This window comes from Pirellulales bacterium (assembly GCA_019694455.1).
GTDB lineage: Bacteria > Planctomycetota > Planctomycetia > Pirellulales > JAEUIK01 > JAIBBY01.
Genome location: JAIBBY010000032.1, coordinates 25,532 through 41,475 on the forward strand (window position 1 = coordinate 25,532; position 15,944 = coordinate 41,475).

The 15,944-nt window shown below is 64.4% G+C and carries 11 protein-coding genes; 8 read left to right on the forward strand and 3 right to left on the reverse strand.

Annotated elements, in window-relative coordinates; genetic code table 11:
* Nucleotides 1-353: 353 nt before the first annotated feature.
* The 4 genes from K1X71_13765 (at nt 354) to K1X71_13780 (ending at nt 4,408) form a co-directional block, all read left to right on the forward strand.
* On the forward strand, nt 354-1,568 hold the full coding sequence (locus K1X71_13765) for a hypothetical protein (protein MBX7074207.1): 1,215 nt from the start codon (nt 354-356) through the stop codon (nt 1,566-1,568).
* 162 nt (nt 1,569-1,730) lie between these two features.
* Nucleotides 1,731-3,569: a carbamoyltransferase gene (locus K1X71_13770; GenBank protein ID MBX7074208.1), complete on the forward strand. Its 1,839-nt coding sequence runs from the start codon at nt 1,731-1,733 to the stop codon at nt 3,567-3,569.
* 14 nt (nt 3,570-3,583) lie between these two features.
* A complete protein-coding gene (locus K1X71_13775; GenBank protein MBX7074209.1) occupies nt 3,584-3,997 on the forward strand; it encodes a hypothetical protein in 414 nt (137 codons plus the stop codon).
* 201 nt (nt 3,998-4,198) lie between these two features.
* Nucleotides 4,199-4,408, forward strand: a complete 210-nt coding sequence (locus tag K1X71_13780; protein MBX7074210.1) for a hypothetical protein — start codon at nt 4,199-4,201, stop codon at nt 4,406-4,408.
* 138 nt (nt 4,409-4,546) lie between these two features.
* On the opposite strand, the gene K1X71_13785 is transcribed toward K1X71_13780, so the two are convergent.
* A complete protein-coding gene (locus K1X71_13785) occupies nt 4,547-8,311 on the reverse strand; it encodes a c-type cytochrome (GenBank protein MBX7074211.1) in 3,765 nt (1,254 codons plus the stop codon).
* A 422-nt stretch (nt 8,312-8,733) separates the two neighbouring features.
* Here K1X71_13785 and K1X71_13790 point away from each other — a divergent pair, with 422 nt between their 5' ends.
* The 3 genes from K1X71_13790 to K1X71_13800 all read left to right on the forward strand — a co-directional run bounded on the left by K1X71_13790 (nt 8,734) and on the right by K1X71_13800 (nt 13,408).
* Entirely contained in the window at nt 8,734-12,177 is a 3,444-nt protein-coding gene (locus K1X71_13790; protein MBX7074212.1) for a pyruvate carboxylase, read from the forward strand.
* Between the two features lie 12 nt (nt 12,178-12,189).
* The gene (locus tag K1X71_13795) at nt 12,190-12,984 is read left to right on the forward strand and encodes a biotin--[acetyl-CoA-carboxylase] ligase (GenBank protein MBX7074213.1); all 795 of its coding nucleotides are present in this window, start codon (nt 12,190-12,192) and stop codon (nt 12,982-12,984) included.
* A gap of 187 nt (nt 12,985-13,171) precedes the next feature.
* A complete protein-coding gene (locus K1X71_13800) occupies nt 13,172-13,408 on the forward strand; it encodes a hypothetical protein (GenBank protein MBX7074214.1) in 237 nt (78 codons plus the stop codon).
* On the opposite strand, the gene bioF is transcribed toward K1X71_13800, so the two are convergent.
* Complete coding sequence (gene bioF / locus K1X71_13805; GenBank protein MBX7074215.1) at nt 13,361-14,551, reverse strand: 8-amino-7-oxononanoate synthase; 1,191 nt, start codon at nt 14,549-14,551, stop codon at nt 13,361-13,363. The genes K1X71_13800 and bioF overlap by 48 nt on opposite strands.
* Nucleotides 14,548-15,144, reverse strand: a complete 597-nt coding sequence (locus K1X71_13810; GenBank protein ID MBX7074216.1) for an EVE domain-containing protein — start codon at nt 15,142-15,144, stop codon at nt 14,548-14,550. The genes bioF and K1X71_13810 overlap by 4 nt, the downstream gene beginning before the upstream one ends.
* A 237-nt stretch (nt 15,145-15,381) precedes the next feature.
* Between K1X71_13810 and K1X71_13815 the strand changes: the two genes are divergently transcribed.
* Entirely contained in the window at nt 15,382-15,942 is a 561-nt protein-coding gene (locus tag K1X71_13815; protein ID MBX7074217.1) for a sigma-70 family RNA polymerase sigma factor, read from the forward strand.
* The last annotated feature ends 2 nt before the right edge of the window (nt 15,943-15,944 follow it).

Below are 15,944 nucleotides of genomic sequence, written 5' to 3' on the forward strand. Positions count from 1 at the left end.
ACACACGCCGCTGGCGGATCAAAGTCTCCGTGAACACGAGACCTCAAAACCACCCAACCGCCCCAAGTCGTTCATGGTATACGGGGTCAGGGTAGTGTCAACCAAACCGGCGCTTTTCACGCGGCTTCCGCAAACTGCCCCATTCGTCGGGCGCCTGGCGGTTTGCGGTCTTTCCCGCAGCGCCTGTTTTGTCTACGCATTCTGCCGCCGCGCGGTTTCCTGACGCGATTTCAAGATCCAAAGAAAAGAAGCGACAGCGACTTTGCCGATTAATCCAGTTGTGCCGGCATGCGCAAGGCTCGCGCCGCGCTACCGGCCCACGACTGTTCCGCTCTCAACTTGGGATGCTAGCAATGCGCCAGGCGCGTCATCCAATTTGCTTCGTGTTGGCGATCACCATCGGTTGCACAGGCGCCTCCGCGGCGCTGGCTGGCAACGAGGGGCTGGGTCGCGCCTACAAGTTCCCCGGCCCCCCACGGATGGGGCGCTATCGGTTTCCGCATTCGGCTGAGACCGCCGAAGTGCCGCAACGTCCTGGCTTTGGTTACTTTCCCACCTATTGGCGCGACTGGCACGAAAACGCGGCCGTCGCCTTCAGCGAGCCTGAGACCACGTTTCAGCCGCGCCGCAAGTCGCAGCCCAAACCCGAAGAGGTATTGCCACCTCCCGCGGAGGACGAATCCACCACGCCCGACACGGCGCCCGATGCTGCGCCAGACACCGAGATGCCGCCACCGCCGCCGCAAATTCCGCTGGAGCTGCCTCCCTCGGAAATGCCCGAGATGCCTAGCGACCAGATGCAACTTCCCGGCGCTGCGCCGCCCGGCGCCGAACCGGCGCTCCCCGGCGCCACGCCAGAAGAACCAATGAGTTTGCCCGGCACGGAGCCAGGCGCCGAACCGGCGGCTGAGCCGACCACGGAACCCGCCGCCGATCCAGGCACAGAACCGGCCACCGGGCCCGGCAATCAAGTGCCGTCGATTGTGCCAGCGCCGGGTGAACCGACCACGGAACCTGCTGCCGACGCCCCGACCGAAGCCGAGCCCATGCCGTCGTCAGCCCCCACAAATCCCGGCACGAGCGAGGGACCCCGGTTCCACCGCCGCGTCGAGTCCAAAGAAAAGTCCTTCGCGCGGCAGGTGCGCCACCAGCAGCACACCCCCGCCAACACCGAGGAATCGACCTTGCAAGCGCTCAGCGCGGGCTTTGGTTTCGGCGACTCGCCCGCCGTGGTCGTGCCCGAGGCGGTCGATTCGGCCGAGCTGGAAGTAGGCCCCGCTATCGAGGCGGCCATCGAAGCCGCGCTCGAGGCCAGCGACGAGCCTAAGCCGGTGGTGATCCGCGCAGCAGCCAATCTGCCGACCGAGATTCGCGTTTCGGCGCCGGGCACCGCCCCGCCTCGCGCCGGAGTCCGCCGCGCGGCCTTCATCGAGCGCCCGTCCCTTTCGGGCGTCACAATCACCGACCAGCCAGCCCCGCCCCGCGCTGCATGGCCAAGCGGCAATCGGTCGAATCCGCTGCGCTACCGCGACACCGAGTCCGCCGCGGCCAATAATCCGCTACGATAGCGTCAAGTTCGGTGCCCGGCGCGCGTTTGACGCTCCCCCGGGCGCGACCTAGATTGGGCGCGAGACCCGTGCGCTACGCCCCCAGGCCAACGCGCCCCCGCCACTCGGCGGCCAGCCTCGCCCGCACCCTTGTCGCAGAGTCGGCCCGCCGCCGGCAATTCCATGACCGCCATCCTGGGCATCTCGGCCTTCTATCACGACTCCGCCGCCGCGCTGGTTGTCGATGGTCGCATTGTCGCCGCCGCCCAGGAAGAACGGTTCACTCGCAACAAGCACGACGACGGCTTCCCCGCCGAGGCCATTCGCTTTTGCCTGAAGCAGGCGGGCATCGAGGCTCGCGAACTCGATTGGGTCGGCTTCTACGACAAGCCGCTGCTCAAGTTCGAGCGCTTGCTGGAAACCTACTTCGCCTACGCGCCGCGCGGGTTTCGCTCGTTCCTGCGCGCCGTGCCACTCTGGGTGAACGAAAAGCTCTTTCTGCCGCGCCTGATCTCGCGTGGCCTGGGGGGCGACTATCGCAAGCGGTTCGTCTTCACCGAACATCACGAGTCGCACGCCGCCAGCGCGTTCTTTCCGTCGCCATTTGAAGAAGCCGCTATCCTCACCATCGATGGCGTCGGCGAGTGGGCCACCGCCAGCTATGGCGTCGGCCATGGCAATCAGTTGCAACTGACCCACCAACTTCGCTTTCCACATTCGCTCGGGTTGCTCTACTCCGCCTTCACCTATTACACCGGCTTCAAGGTGAACAGCGGCGAGTACAAGGTCATGGGCCTCGCGCCGTATGGCCAGCCGCGTTACGCCGACCTCATCTATCAACATCTGCTCGATCTCAAGCCCGACGGCTCGTTTCGACTCGATATGTCGTACTTCAACTACTGCCAGGGGCTGACCATGACCTCAGGCAAGTTCCATCGCTTGTTCGGCGGTCCGCCGCGCCAGCCCGAGTCGCCCCTCACCGAGCGCGATATGGACCTGGCCGCGTCGGTGCAGGCGGTGACCGAAGAGATCATGCTCCGCATGGGCCGCCATGTGCGCCAGCAAACGGGCCAGCGCAACCTTTGTCTGGCGGGGGGCGTGGCGCTCAATTGCGTCGGCAACGGCCGCCTGCTGCGCGAGGGGCCGTTCGAAAACATTTGGATTCAGCCTGCCGCTGGCGATGCCGGCGGCGCGCTCGGCGTAGCCCTATTCATCCAGCATCAACTGCTCGGCGAAGAGCGCGTCGTTTGCTCGCACGACAGCCAGTCCGGCTCGCTGCTCGGCCCCAGCTACACCGATGACCAGATCGAGCGCGTGCTGAATAGCGCCGGCGCCAACTACACCCGCTACGAATCCGACGCCGCGCTCGCCGCCGCCGTGGCCGAACTGATCGACCAGGGCAATGTGGTCGGCTGGTTTCAGGGAGCAATGGAGTTTGGCCCCCGCGCCCTCGGCGCCCGCAGCATCCTGGGCGACCCGCGCCGCGGCGACATGCAATCGGTGATGAACCTCAAGATCAAGTTCCGCGAGTCGTTCCGTCCCTTTGCCCCCTCGGTGCTGCGCTCGCGGGTACACGAATATTTTCAAACCCGCCCCGCGGAGGACAGCGCCTACATGCTGCTGGTGGCGCCCGTCGCCAGCGACAAACGCCTGCCGCTCAATGGCGAGGCGGCCCATCTTGTAGGCATCGATCAACTCAAGGCGCCGCGCAGCGTGCTGCCGGCCATCACGCACGTCGATTACTCGGCGCGGATTCAAACGGTCGATCGGCAACGACACGGCCGCTACTGCGACCTGCTGGAAGCGTTCGAGCGGCGCAGTGGCTGCCCGGTGCTTATCAACACCAGCTTCAACGTGCGCGGCGAGCCAATCGTCTGCACGCCGCAAGAAGCGCTGCGCTGCTTTTTGGCCACCAACATCGATGTGCTGGCGCTGGAACATTGCGTGCTGCTCAAGTCGCGCCAGCCCGAGTCGCTTGCCAGCGACCGCGAGGGCTACCTGCGTCAATTTCAACTCGACTAACCGGACACCTCGCCATGCTCGCCAAACTCGACTGGCGCCCCAGCGACAAATTGCTCGGCCAATTCTCGATTTGGGCCATGTTCTTTCTCGGCATGATCGCCTGTCCGCTGGCCGTGTATCGCGGGCATTATCGCGCGGCGATTTTGTTCTGGTCGCTGGCGGCGACCGCGCGGCTGCTGGCGGCGATTCGTCCCGCCTGGTTGCGCCCCGTGTACGTCGGCCTGATGCTGCTCACCTGGCCGATTGGCTGGCTGATCTCGCACCTCATGTTGGGCGCGATTTACTTTGGCGTGTTCACGCCGGTGGCGATTGTGTTTCGGCTGATCGGTCGCGACCCGCTCGCGCGGCGCTTCGACCGCCAGGCCAGCAGCTACTGGGAGGCGTATCAACCCAACCGCGGCCTGGCGCGCTACCTGCGTCAGTTTTAGCTCCAGAGCAACGCGCAGCCCACCTTAGTCCGTGTACCGAACGATGATCCTTCTGCGTCGCGCTGACTATCCGCAGCGTGGACGCTTATACATCGGCTTGTCGGTAGTGATAACGAGCGCCCCAATTCGCTCAGATTGTCCCCCAGCGCGGCGACCGCGTATACTAGAGCCGCCAATCCTCTCCGCCGCCAGAAAGCCAACATGCCCAAGCAGCAACCAACCTCGTCGCAGCCCTCGCTCGAAGAACTGTCGCGCGAGCCGCAGCCGGGCATCGTCGTCGAGTTTCTCGACTTTCTCGCCCACAACAAAAAGTGGTGGCTGCTGCCGATCCTGATCGTCATGGCGCTCGTCGGCGCGCTGGCGTGGACCGCCTCGTCCGGCGCCGGGCCATTTATCTACACGCTCTTTTAACGCGTAGAGCGACGACGCAATCGCTGATCGCCATCGGCCGCGCGCAGGCACAGCCCAGTCTTGCCGTGAGACGGCACTCACAGTGAAAGGCCAGAAAGCCACGCAAGCTTTCCAACCCAAGCAATTCCAACGCAAGCATTACTGCGCCGGACGATTCAAATACGCGAACAGATCCGCGATCTCTTCCAGGCTCAGGTTGTTAAACAACCCCTCGGGCATCGACGACTTGTTGTTCGGCACAATCTGATCCACCGCGTCGTTGGCGATGATCTGCTTTTCCGCGTTCGATTGCAGCACCACAATCGCGTCCGCTCCGCTGGCCCCCACAATGCCGGTGTAGGTCAGCCCGTCGGTAGTGACCACCGTCTTGCTGGCGTACTGGTCAGAGATCGTCTGCGACGGGTAGAGCACCGATTCGAGAATCTCCTTCTTCTGAAAGCGGCGCGCCACGCCCGACAGGTCGGGCCCCACCCCTTCGCCGCGGTTGCCAAACTTGTGGCACTTGACGCACTGCGCTTTTTCAAAGACGAGAGCGCCGCGTTCTGGCGCGCCGGCGGCCGCGCCGTCGCCATTGAGATATTGAATGATCTGCTCGTAGCTCCACTTGTTCCCCTCGGGCGCGGTGGGTAGCTCCGCTGGCGGTTGATCGGGGTAGCTCTGGCTGAACCAGTCCTGCCACGAGGCGAGCGCCACATCCCACGAGTCCGTCGGCTGACTGAACTGTTTGCCGGTCCATTTCTCCAACAGGCTTACGGCGTACTTGCTGCCTCCCTCGCGCAGCCGCAGGCCCGCCAGAATTGTCTGTCGCATCGGCTCGGGCTTCTCCGGCGCGCGGTCGACCAGCGCCAGGTGCATCAGCACTTCTTGCGCGGCCATCCCTTCTAGCACCGGCAACGAGGTGACCAGCAAATCCCAGTTTTCGCCGTTGGGGTCTTGCGCCAGTCCCATGGCGGCGTCTTGCCGGCGATCGGGCTGGTTCTGAAATATCTCCCGCAGGTGGGCCATCGCGTCGGGCGCCTGGCTGCGCCCCAGCACCGCGATGATGCCCACCCCCAAGCGCCGCGCAGCCTCCCCCTCCACGCTCACCAGTTGTCGATCCAACTCGACAATCGCCCCAATCTGTTCGCTGGTCAATTGCGGCGGCAGCTTGGCCAGCGCGTTCAACGCCGCGTTCGGCATCTCGGCGCCAGACACGACCACCTGCCACTGCTCCTCGGCGGGCATGCCAAACACAAAGTCGCGCGCGGCGTTGTCCAAATATCCCTTAAAGCTGTGCCCCCCCGGTTGTGTGCGGCCATACTCATAAAAGCGCAACAGCGTCAGCTTATCGTCGAGCGACCAACCGCTTTTGGAAAAGCGCAGATACATCGCCAGATGAATCTTTTCTTCCAGCGGATTGTCCGACCGGTCCAGTTCACCCACCATCCGCGGCAGCGCGATCGGGCTGTCGAGATACACCAACAACCGCACCAGTTCGCGATTCATGCGCGCGTCGAGCGACGGATATTCTTCGGCTAGCTGCGCCGCCAAGCCGCTGGCCTCGGCGGGGGGCACTTGTCCGCGCGACAGCGCCACCTGAAACACCCGCAGCAGGTCGACAAAATCGCGGTCGTTCAAAAATCCCTGCATCAACTGGCTGCCACGGTTGACGATGGCATCGATCGTCGGCCGATCCAACTCCAACCCCAGCAGGGCCACCGAGCCCATCAAAAACACACGCGGATGCTCCGAGCGCAACACGCTGTCTTGCCACTGTTGTCGTGGAATGGCCTGTAGCCCCCGCATCGCCGCCCACGACACATAGGGGCTTGGTTCCGCGAGCAGCGGCAGCAGCCGATCGACCGGCGGCGGCGACTCTGCCCGCAGCAGCGCCTCGCACGCCTTGCGGCGCACAGTGGCGTCGGCATCGGCTAGCAGTTCGAGCAGGCGGGCGTTGGTCGATTCGTCGGCGTGTATGCCCATCAGGTCCACCACCTTGGCCCGCAACTGCGGCTCGCGATCGTTGGTCAGTCCGATCAGCAGGTTGGTGGTGGGAGACGGCCCCACCAGTTGCATCAGGTCCAGCGCGCGGCAGCGATCGTCGGCGCTATAGCGCGGATCTCGCGCCAGGGCCGTAACCTGCGACGCCCAGGCGTCTCCCATTTCGCGCTTGATGTTGGCCACGCGGTTGCGTCCCCAGGCGCTGAATAGCTGAGGCTGGCGAATGGCCTGAATCACCCCCGTCTCTTTGCCGCGCGGCGGCGTCTTGCCAGTCCACACCACACGATAAACGCCTCCTTCGGTGTCGCGGCCGCCAGTGGTGAAGTACACCGAACCCTCGGGGCCCACCGCAATGTCGGTCACGTTCAGCGGGCGGCCCTGCAGGAACACCTCGCTCCGCGCCGCGTAGGTGCCATCGGCCGGCTCCGTGCGAATCACGATGATTCGCCCCAGCGACCAGTCGCACGCGAACAGCGCATTGTGATAACGCACCGGATACGCGTAGTGGTTGTAACACTCCACCCCGCTCGGCGATCCGCGACCAATGTTGATGGTGGCGGGCAGGCTGTCGACAAAGTACTCGGGCCAGGTCGCCCACCCGCTACGCCAGCCAAACTCGCTCCCCGGCGTCACATGATTGATGCGCGTGGGGCGGTACCACGGCAATCCCTCGTCCCACTCCATGTCGGAATCAAACGTGAACAGGTCTCCCTGCTTGTTGAACGCAAAATCATACGCGTTGCGAAACCCGCCCGCGTACGTCTCGACAAAGTCTCCCTCGATGCTGGTGCGGATGACCACGCCCCCCGGTGCCTTGATGCCCACGGCGTGCCCGCCGGCGTCCTCGTAACGCGGCTGCACCAGGTCTCCCTCGTAGTAGTGTTTGTGGGGGCTGGTCGGCTCGGGTGTCTTCTCCGGACTGGTGTGGTTGCCGATCATGATGTAGATCAGCCCATCGGGGCCGAGCACCGGCGCATGCGGGCCATGTTCTTGCATCGCGCCTGTGAACTTGAGCAGCGTCTTGATCGTTTCACCCGTGCCGTCGCCATCGCGATCAGAGATGCGATAGAGCGCCGTCTTTTCCGGGCCTTCGCCAATGGCGAAGATATCGCCGTTCAGCGGCAAGATGCCTTGACAATTGGTCACCTGGTCGCAAAAAACGCTCACCGTCTCTGGCGCGCCGTCCCCATTCTCGTCGCGCACCCGAATCAGCGGTCCGCGCTCGCGCGAGGCGATGATCTCTCCCCGCTCGTTGAAGGCCATCGCCACCAGCGAACCGGCCGCGTCGGGTTGCACCACCCGCTCGACGCGAAACTGCGGCGCCACCATGAACCGGCTGCCGCCAGCGGTCGAACCCTCGGCGTTGGGGCCTGTCTTCCACGGGCTGGCCGCCCCCAGTTCGCCCAACTCTTGCGCCGGCGTCCAACCTTGCTCGGGCAAGCGGCTGACCTGCCAATTGGGCACTTCCTGCGTGTTGGTCAACCACGAGGCGTCGGTCGAGTGGCTGACGTCGGTGTTTCCCTTTTGCTTCACGATCACGCGCGCCACCATGCCCGCCGGACCTGCCGCCTCGTTCTCGGCGCGCACGGCGATCAGGTTGAGGCCGTTGATCAAGAAGCGTTCGACGTTATAGGTGTCGAGCTGTTGCCAGTTTTGTCCCGAGCCAACCTGCCGCCCATTCACATAAAGCTCGTAGCGATTGTCGCAGGTGATCTCGATGCGCCCGCTCTCGGGGTCGCCCAGGTTGAACGTCTTGCGAAAGTAAACCACCCCAGGCGGCGCTTGCTCGGCCTGCTGCTCGGGCGTCCAAATCCAACGCGCGTTGCCGCCGTCGATGTCATTGGCGCGGGCAACGTCCACCAGGGCGCAGCACAACCAACTACAAGCAATCGCCCACAGAAATGCGCTGAGCAAACGTGGCATGAAAACCTCGCGGAGAGAGTCAACCGAGTAGCGCGGGGCTGGTGTTGACATTCACGCTGTACAGAAGCGGTGTGATAGAGGGTTGGCAAACCGCGCGAACCGGCAAACGTGCGGCGCCAGCGCGGCCACTGCGTTAGGGCCTGCGCCGCCGGCGCGCTCTTGCTATCCCCTCGGTACGGAACAAAAGTGGGGTAAAGGGTACCCCTTTGGGCAAACTGGGGCAACATCGATCATTGCGCGCAAAGCATCGCTTGCATATGCCTTTACGTCGCTCGCGGCGCGCCGGTTCTCGCGCGCGGCCGCGCCGCGCGCGCCGCCACTAACCAAGCTCCGCGCAGCTTGGTAGATTGGCTGGTTCCATATCGATCGACAAATTGCCCCAAAGTGGGGGCGGATAAGACCTTTTGAGAATTGCGGCGCGCATGAAATCGATCCAAAGACTGCTGGTGGCCAACCGGGGCGAAATTGCCATTCGCGTCTTTCGCACCGCCCACGAGCTGGGCATCCGCACCGTCGGCATCTTCTCCTACGAAGATCGCTACGCCTTGCACCGCTTCAAGGCCGAAGAGGCCTACCAGGTTGGCCGCGGCGGCGAGCCCATCCAAGCCTATCTCGATATCCCCGGCATCATCGAAGTCGCCCGCGACCAACAGGTCGACGCCATCCATCCCGGCTATGGCTTTCTCTCCGAAAACCCCGATCTGGCCCGCGCCTGCGCCGCGGCGGGCATCATCTTTGTCGGCCCGCGCCCCGACATCCTCGATCAACTCGGAGACAAGGTCGTCGCCCGCCGCATTGCTGCCCAGGCCGGCGCCCCCATCCTCTCCGGTAGCGACAAGCCGTTGGCCAATGCCAAGGAAGCCGCTGCCATTGCCAGCAAACTTGGCTACCCGGTGCTGCTCAAGGCGGCCAAAGGTGGGGGCGGGCGCGGCATGCGCGTCGTCAACTCGGCCGACGAAATGGCCGCCTCGCTCGAACAAGCGCAGCGCGAGGCGCAACTGGCGTTTGGCAGCGCCGACGTCTTCTTGGAAAAGTACATCCAGCGACCGCGACATATCGAGGTGCAACTCCTCGGCGATCAGCACGGCAACCTGGTGCATCTGTACGAACGCGATTGCACCGTGCAGCGACGCCATCAAAAGGTCGTCGAGATCGCCCCCTCGTTTAATCTCGATCCCAAACTGCGCGACGCCATTCTCGATGCCGCGCTCGCCATTGGCCGCTCGGTCAACTACGAGAACGCCGGCACGGTCGAATTTCTGGTCGACTCCGACACCGATCAGTTCTACTTCATCGAGGTGAATCCGCGCATTCAGGTCGAGCACACCGTCACCGAACAGGTCACGGGGCACGACGTGGTGAAGTGCCAGATCATGGTGGCCGAAGGACGCCCGCTCTCCGATCCGGAGCTGGGCATTCATAGCCAAGGCGATGTGCGCTTGCGCGGTTACGCCTTGCAATGTCGCTTGACCACCGAGGACCCCGAGAACAACTTTCTGCCCGATTATGGCCGCATTTCCCACTATCGTTCGGCGGGCGGCATGGGAGTGCGACTCGACGCCGGCACCGCGTTCTCTGGCGCGCTGGTCACGCCGTTCTACGATTCGTTGCTCGTCAAAGCGACCACCTGGGCCAATCGCTTTCCCGACGCGGTCCGCCGCATGGAGCGCGCCCTGCAAGAGTTTCGCGTCCGCGGCGTCAAAACGAACATTCCCTTTCTGATCAACCTGATTCAGCACCCCACGTTTCTCGCCGGCCGCTGCACCACAAAGTTCATCGACGAGACCCCCGAGCTATTCAATCTGGCCCCCCGCAAAGATCGCGCCACCAAGCTGTTCGCCTATCTGGCCGATATCACCGTGAACGGGCATCCGCTCGTTAAAGATCGTCCCCACCACGTGCGCAGCGACGCGGCGCCCGTCCCCAAACTCGACCACACGCGCCCCATTCCGCCCGGCACGCGCGATCGGCTCAAGGAACTGGGGCCGCAAAAGTTCAGCCAATGGGTCCGCGATCAAAAAGAACTGTTGATCACCGACACCACCATGCGCGACGCGCATCAGTCGCTGTTGGCCACGCGGCTGCGCACCTACGACATTCTGCAAATCGCCGACGCTTACGCGCGACTGGCGCCGCAACTCTTTTCGCTCGAGATGTGGGGCGGGGCCACTTTCGACACGGCGATGCGCTTCCTCAAGGAGTGTCCCTGGGAGCGGCTCGCCCTGCTGCGCGAGCGCATCCCCAATATCCTCTTTCAAATGCTGCTCCGCGCGTCCAACGCGGTGGGCTACTCCAACTATCCCGACAATCTGGTGAAGTCCTTCGTGCGCGAGGCGGCGTCGGCCGGCATCGACGTCTTTCGCGTCTTCGACTCGCTCAATTGGCTGCCGAACATGAAGCTCACCATCGAGGAGGTGGTCGCCAGCGGCGCCATCTGCGAGGCGGCGGTCTGCTACACCGGCGACGTGCTCGACCCGCGGCGCGACAAGTACGACCTCAAGTACTACGTGAAGATGGCGCGCGAATTGGAAAAAATGGGCGCGCACATCGTGGCCATCAAAGATATGGCCGGCCTCTGCAAACCGTACGCCGCCAAAAAACTGGTCCAGGCCCTGCGCGACGAAATCGGCGTCCCCGTCCACTTTCACACCCACGACACCGCCGGCGTGCAGGCCGCCAGCATCCTCGCCGCCGCTGAAGCCGGGCTCGATATCGCCGATTGCGCCTCGGCCCCCATGTCGGGCATGACCTCGCAGCCTAATCTCGACACCGTGGTCGAGTCGTTTCGCTTCACCGAGCGCGACACGCGTCTCGATCCGGCGGCGCTCCAAAATATCGCCAACTACTGGGAGGTGGTGCGCGAGTACTACACGCCGTTCGAGGCTGGCCAAAAGGCCAGCACCGCCGAGGTCTATCGCCACGAAATGCCCGGCGGACAATCGACCAATCTCTTGCAGCAAGCGCAAGCTCTGGGGCTGGGCGCTCGTTGGCACGATATCTGTCGCGTGTACGCCGATGTCAATCAACTCTTCGGCGACATTGTGAAGGTCACGCCCAGCTCAAAGGCCGTCGGCGACATGGCCCTGTTTCTGGTCGTCAACGAATTGACCATTGCCGACGTGATGGACTCCACGCGCGAGTTCGCCTTTCCCGAGTCGGTCGTCGACTTGTTGATCGGTCGCATGGGCCAACCCCCCGGCGGATTTCCGCCCGCAGTGCAACAGCGCGTCTTGCGTGGACAAAAACCGCTCACGGGCCGCCCCGGCGAGAGCCTCGTGCCGGCCGATTTCGACAAGGCGCGAGCCGAACTTGCCGAGCGCATGGGACGCGAACCCAACCAGCGCGAACTGGTCAGCTACTTGATGTTCCCCAAGGTCTTCCTGGAGTTTGTCGCCCACCAGGAGCAGTACAGCGACACCAGCGTGCTGCCCACCTATGTCTTCTTCTACCGCCTCGAGCCAGGGCAAGAAGTCGCCCTCGAGCTCGACCCCGGCAAGACCCTCATCGTGCAATATCTGGCGCTGGGCGATCCGCACCCCGATGGCCAGCGCACCGTGTTCTTTGAGCTCAATGGCCAGCCGCGCAGCGTCAAAGCGGCCGACAACTCCCTCGAAGCCGAAGTCGGCCGTCGCGCCAAAGCCAATCCGCACGACCCGCGCGAGATCGGCGCCCCCATGCCCGGCATGGTGGTCAAGGTCAACGTGTCCGAGGGGGACTCGATCGCCAAGGGACAAAAGCTGCTCACGCTCGAAGCGATGAAGATGCAAACCAATCTCGCCGCCGAACGCGACGGCAAGGTGGGCGAGGTGCTGGTGCAGGCCGGCACGCAGGTCGAAACCGGTGACCTGGTGATCCGGCTCGAATAGGGGCGCCAAGGCATGACCAGCACGGCGACGAGCTTCGATTTGGATCGCCTGCGCGCCGCGCCGCAGATTCGAGAATTGCGCTACTTCGACTCAATCGACTCCACCAACAGCGCCGCGCTGGCCGCGGCGCGCGAGCGCGCCGCCGAGTGTCCGGCGCTGTTTCTCACCCCCCAACAAACGGCTGGCCGTGGACGGGGCGCCAATCGTTGGCATTCCGACCAAGGCGCGCTGACCTTCTCGCTCTTGCTCACCCCCCCGGCCGAATTGGCGCGGGCCCACTGGTCGAAGTTGGCCATCACCACCGCGGTCGCCATCTGCCGCCTGCTCGATCGCCGCGCGCCCGCCGCGCGTAGCGGTATTCGTTGGCCCAACGATGTCTACAGCGACGGCCGCAAGATCGCGGGCATCCTGGTCGAGGCGCCGGCCGTGAGCGAGGGGCCACCGCAGGTGGTGATTGGCGTGGGGTTGAACGTGAACAACAGTCTGGCCGCGGCGCCCACCGATGTGCAGGCCCGCGCCATCGCCCTAACCGACCTGGTCGGCAAGAGCGTCGATCTGACGGCGACCCTGCTGGAACTGTTGTTCGACATCGAAACCGATTTGGCTCGCCTGGCCGCGCAACATCGCAGCCTGGCCGACGACTGGAAAACGCGCTGCCTGCTCCGCGGATCGACCGTCACGTTGGAACACGGCCCAAGGCAAGTGCGCGGCTATTGCCACGGCATCGACGACGACGCATCGTTGCTGCTCGATTCTGGTCGCGGCGCCGAGCGGTTCTATGCGGGCGTGTTGCTGGCGATCGAATAGCCCAATTGGCACACCGCATCTGTACGGACGGCCAGCCCGGCTTGAAATCAAGAGCCGCGAAGTTCACGTTTCGTGACAATCCTGTCACCCAGCCAGAAAAAGTTTGCCCTGGCGCGACTTCTCGTTAGTCTTGAAGGTGAAGACCCGCTCGATGCATCTGACGGCACTTCACCCCAAGGACACGCACATGCGATCAAACCGGTGGCGCTTGTTCCAGCAGTTGGCGGCGTGGATGCAACTTTCTCTGGAGCCGGCGCGTGTGGCGGCGCCGGTCTATCGCGATCCGGCGGAAGAACGCTTCGGCTGGCAAGGCGCACGTCGCATGCGCCGCTCACGCATGCTCGACGCCCGTCGTCAATTGCGGCTCATGCCGCGATCAACCTTGGCGCGCGCCGGACGCGACGTGCCCGGCCAAGTCGGCTAGCTCGTCGAGCAGACGCTCCAGGTGCTCCGGAGTGTGCGCGTAGCTCAAACTGATTCGCAATCGCGATTGGCCGCGCGGCACGCTGGGTGGACGGATTGCCGGCACCCATAGCCCTCGCGCGCGTAACTCCGCCGATAGCGCCAGCGCCGTGGCCTCGTCGCCGACCAATAGCGGAACGATCTGCGATTGGCTGGCGCCGATGTTCCAGCGTTGCTCAACTAGTCGCGCGCGCAGCATGGCGGCCCGTGCGAGCAAGACCTCGCGTCGCGCTGGCTCGGCTTGCACTATTTCCAAAGCGGTTCGCGCGGCCGCCGCCACCGCCGGCGGCGCCGCGGTCGAAAAGATGTAGCTCCGCGCCCGGTTGACCAATAGCTCGACGAGCGATCGCCGCCCGCACACAAAACCGCCGGCCGCGCCCAGTCCCTTGCTCAATGTGCCGATGTGAACATCCACGCGCTTGCGTACCCCCGCCAGTTCTGCCGCGCCCCGTCCGCCGCTTCCCAAAACGCCGGTGGCGTGCGCCTCGTCGACCATCAGCATCGCGCCCTGCGCAGCGGCCAGTTCGGCAATGCGGGCCAGCGGCGCCAGATCGCCATCCATGCTGAACAGTCCGTCGGTGACGATCAACCGTCGCCGCGCGCCGCGATGCTCGGCCAAGAGCGCGGCCAGGTGATCGGTGTCGCCATGCCGATACACATGGATCGCCGCGCGCGAGAGTCGGCAGCCGTCGATGATGCTGGCATGGTTGAGCGCATCGCTAAAGACGGCGTCCTCGGGTCCGACCAGCGAGACAATCGCGCCCAAATTGGCCGCGAACCCGCTGGGAAAAAGCAGCGCCGCCTCGGCGCCTTCCCACTCGGCCAGCGCCTGCTCCAACTCGCGATGCGCGGCGCGATGGCCAGATACCAAGGGGCTGGCGCCGGCGCCCACTTCGCTCGCCAGCGCCGTGCGGGCAGCGTCAATCACTCGCGGATCGCTGGCCAGATTCAGGTAATCGTTCGACGCAAAGTTCAGCAGCGCCTTGCCACCAGCTTGTAGCGTCGCCCCAGCGCCGGCGCAACACGTACGTCCGCGCAGCCAGTTGGCCTCCGTCAGGCGGCGCAGTTCGCCGTCGATCCAGGCTAGCGAGTCGGCAGCGCTCATTTCGTCCGCCGCGTGGTGGTCTTGCGCTGGGCCTTGCCCGCAGTGGCGCGCGCTGGCGCCCGTTTGGTCTTCGCCGGGGGCGCGGCTGGGATCGCCGGCGCCGCGCTCTCGCTATGCGCCAGCTTCACAATCGCTGCGTACTCGCTGGCGCGGACCGGTTGCACCGATAGCCGCGAGCCGCGCCGCAATAGCTCCATCTCCGCCAGCGCCGGCTGGCCGCGCAGTTCGGCCAGCGAGATTGCGCGCGGAAAAATCTCCACCAGCTTCACGTCCACCATGTACCAGGTGGGCTGCTCGCGGTTCGACTTGGGATCAAAGTAGCGATCGCCGCGATCAAACGCGCTGTGATCCGGATATCCCTCGCGCACCACCGTGGCCGTCCCCACCACGGCGTTTGGCTCGGTGTTCGAGTGGTACAACAGCACGCGGTCGCCCGGGCGAAGCTGGTCGCGCAGGTAGTTGCGGGCCTGATAATTGCGTACCCCGTTCCAAAAAGTGGTCTGGTTCTTGCTCTTGGCCAAGTCTTGGATCGAGAATTTCCCTGGCTCGGTTTTGAGCAGCCAGCACTGGCCGGCTGGTTTTTGCTGCGGCATGGTGTGATTTCCTGTGAGTATTGCCCCTGATTTTAGGCGATGTTGAGCCAACGCATAACTCCCCAAACCAGTCTGGCGAAGCGACTTAAGTTTGCCCGGTTCAAGATTCTCGCGCCGCCAGCGAAAGAACTGCCAGCCGGCGGCAACTATCTAATGGATTACGGGACAAAACCAACTCAAATCGCGCCAGAGCTCCCGATGCGAAGCGGTTTTGTGCCTGATGAGAATACGTGATTGATGGAGACGGCGGACCACGACGGCCGAGCCGACAGCGAGCGCCCAACCATCGACTGGCCAGCCGAACTGGCTCGCCATGATCGTTGGCTGCGCACGGTGGTCGCTGCGCGCCTGCGCGAGCGGGCCGCGGTCGACGAGGTGCTGCAAGAAGTTCGCGTGGCGGCGCTGGCCCAACGCTCCCCACTGCGCGACGCCGATCGTATTGCCCCCTGGCTCTATCGGCTGGCGGTGTTGCAATCGCTGGTGTATCGCCGCGGGCGAGGTCGGTCGCGCAAGCTCGCCGCCGGGTACGCCATGCGAGCAGAGCACGCGGGGCGCGAACCGCTCGACCCGCTCGATTGGCTCATGGCCGACGAGCGACGCCAACTGGTGCGCGAGGCGCTGGCCGAATTGCCGCGTCGCGACACGGAGATTTTACTCCTCAAATATACGGAGAACTGGAGTTACCACGAAATTGCCGCCCATCTCGGCACCAGTCATAGCGCGGTCGAAGCCCGATTGCACCGCGCGCGAACTCGGCTCCGCGAACGATTGGCGGCGACCTGCGCGATTGAGACCTGACC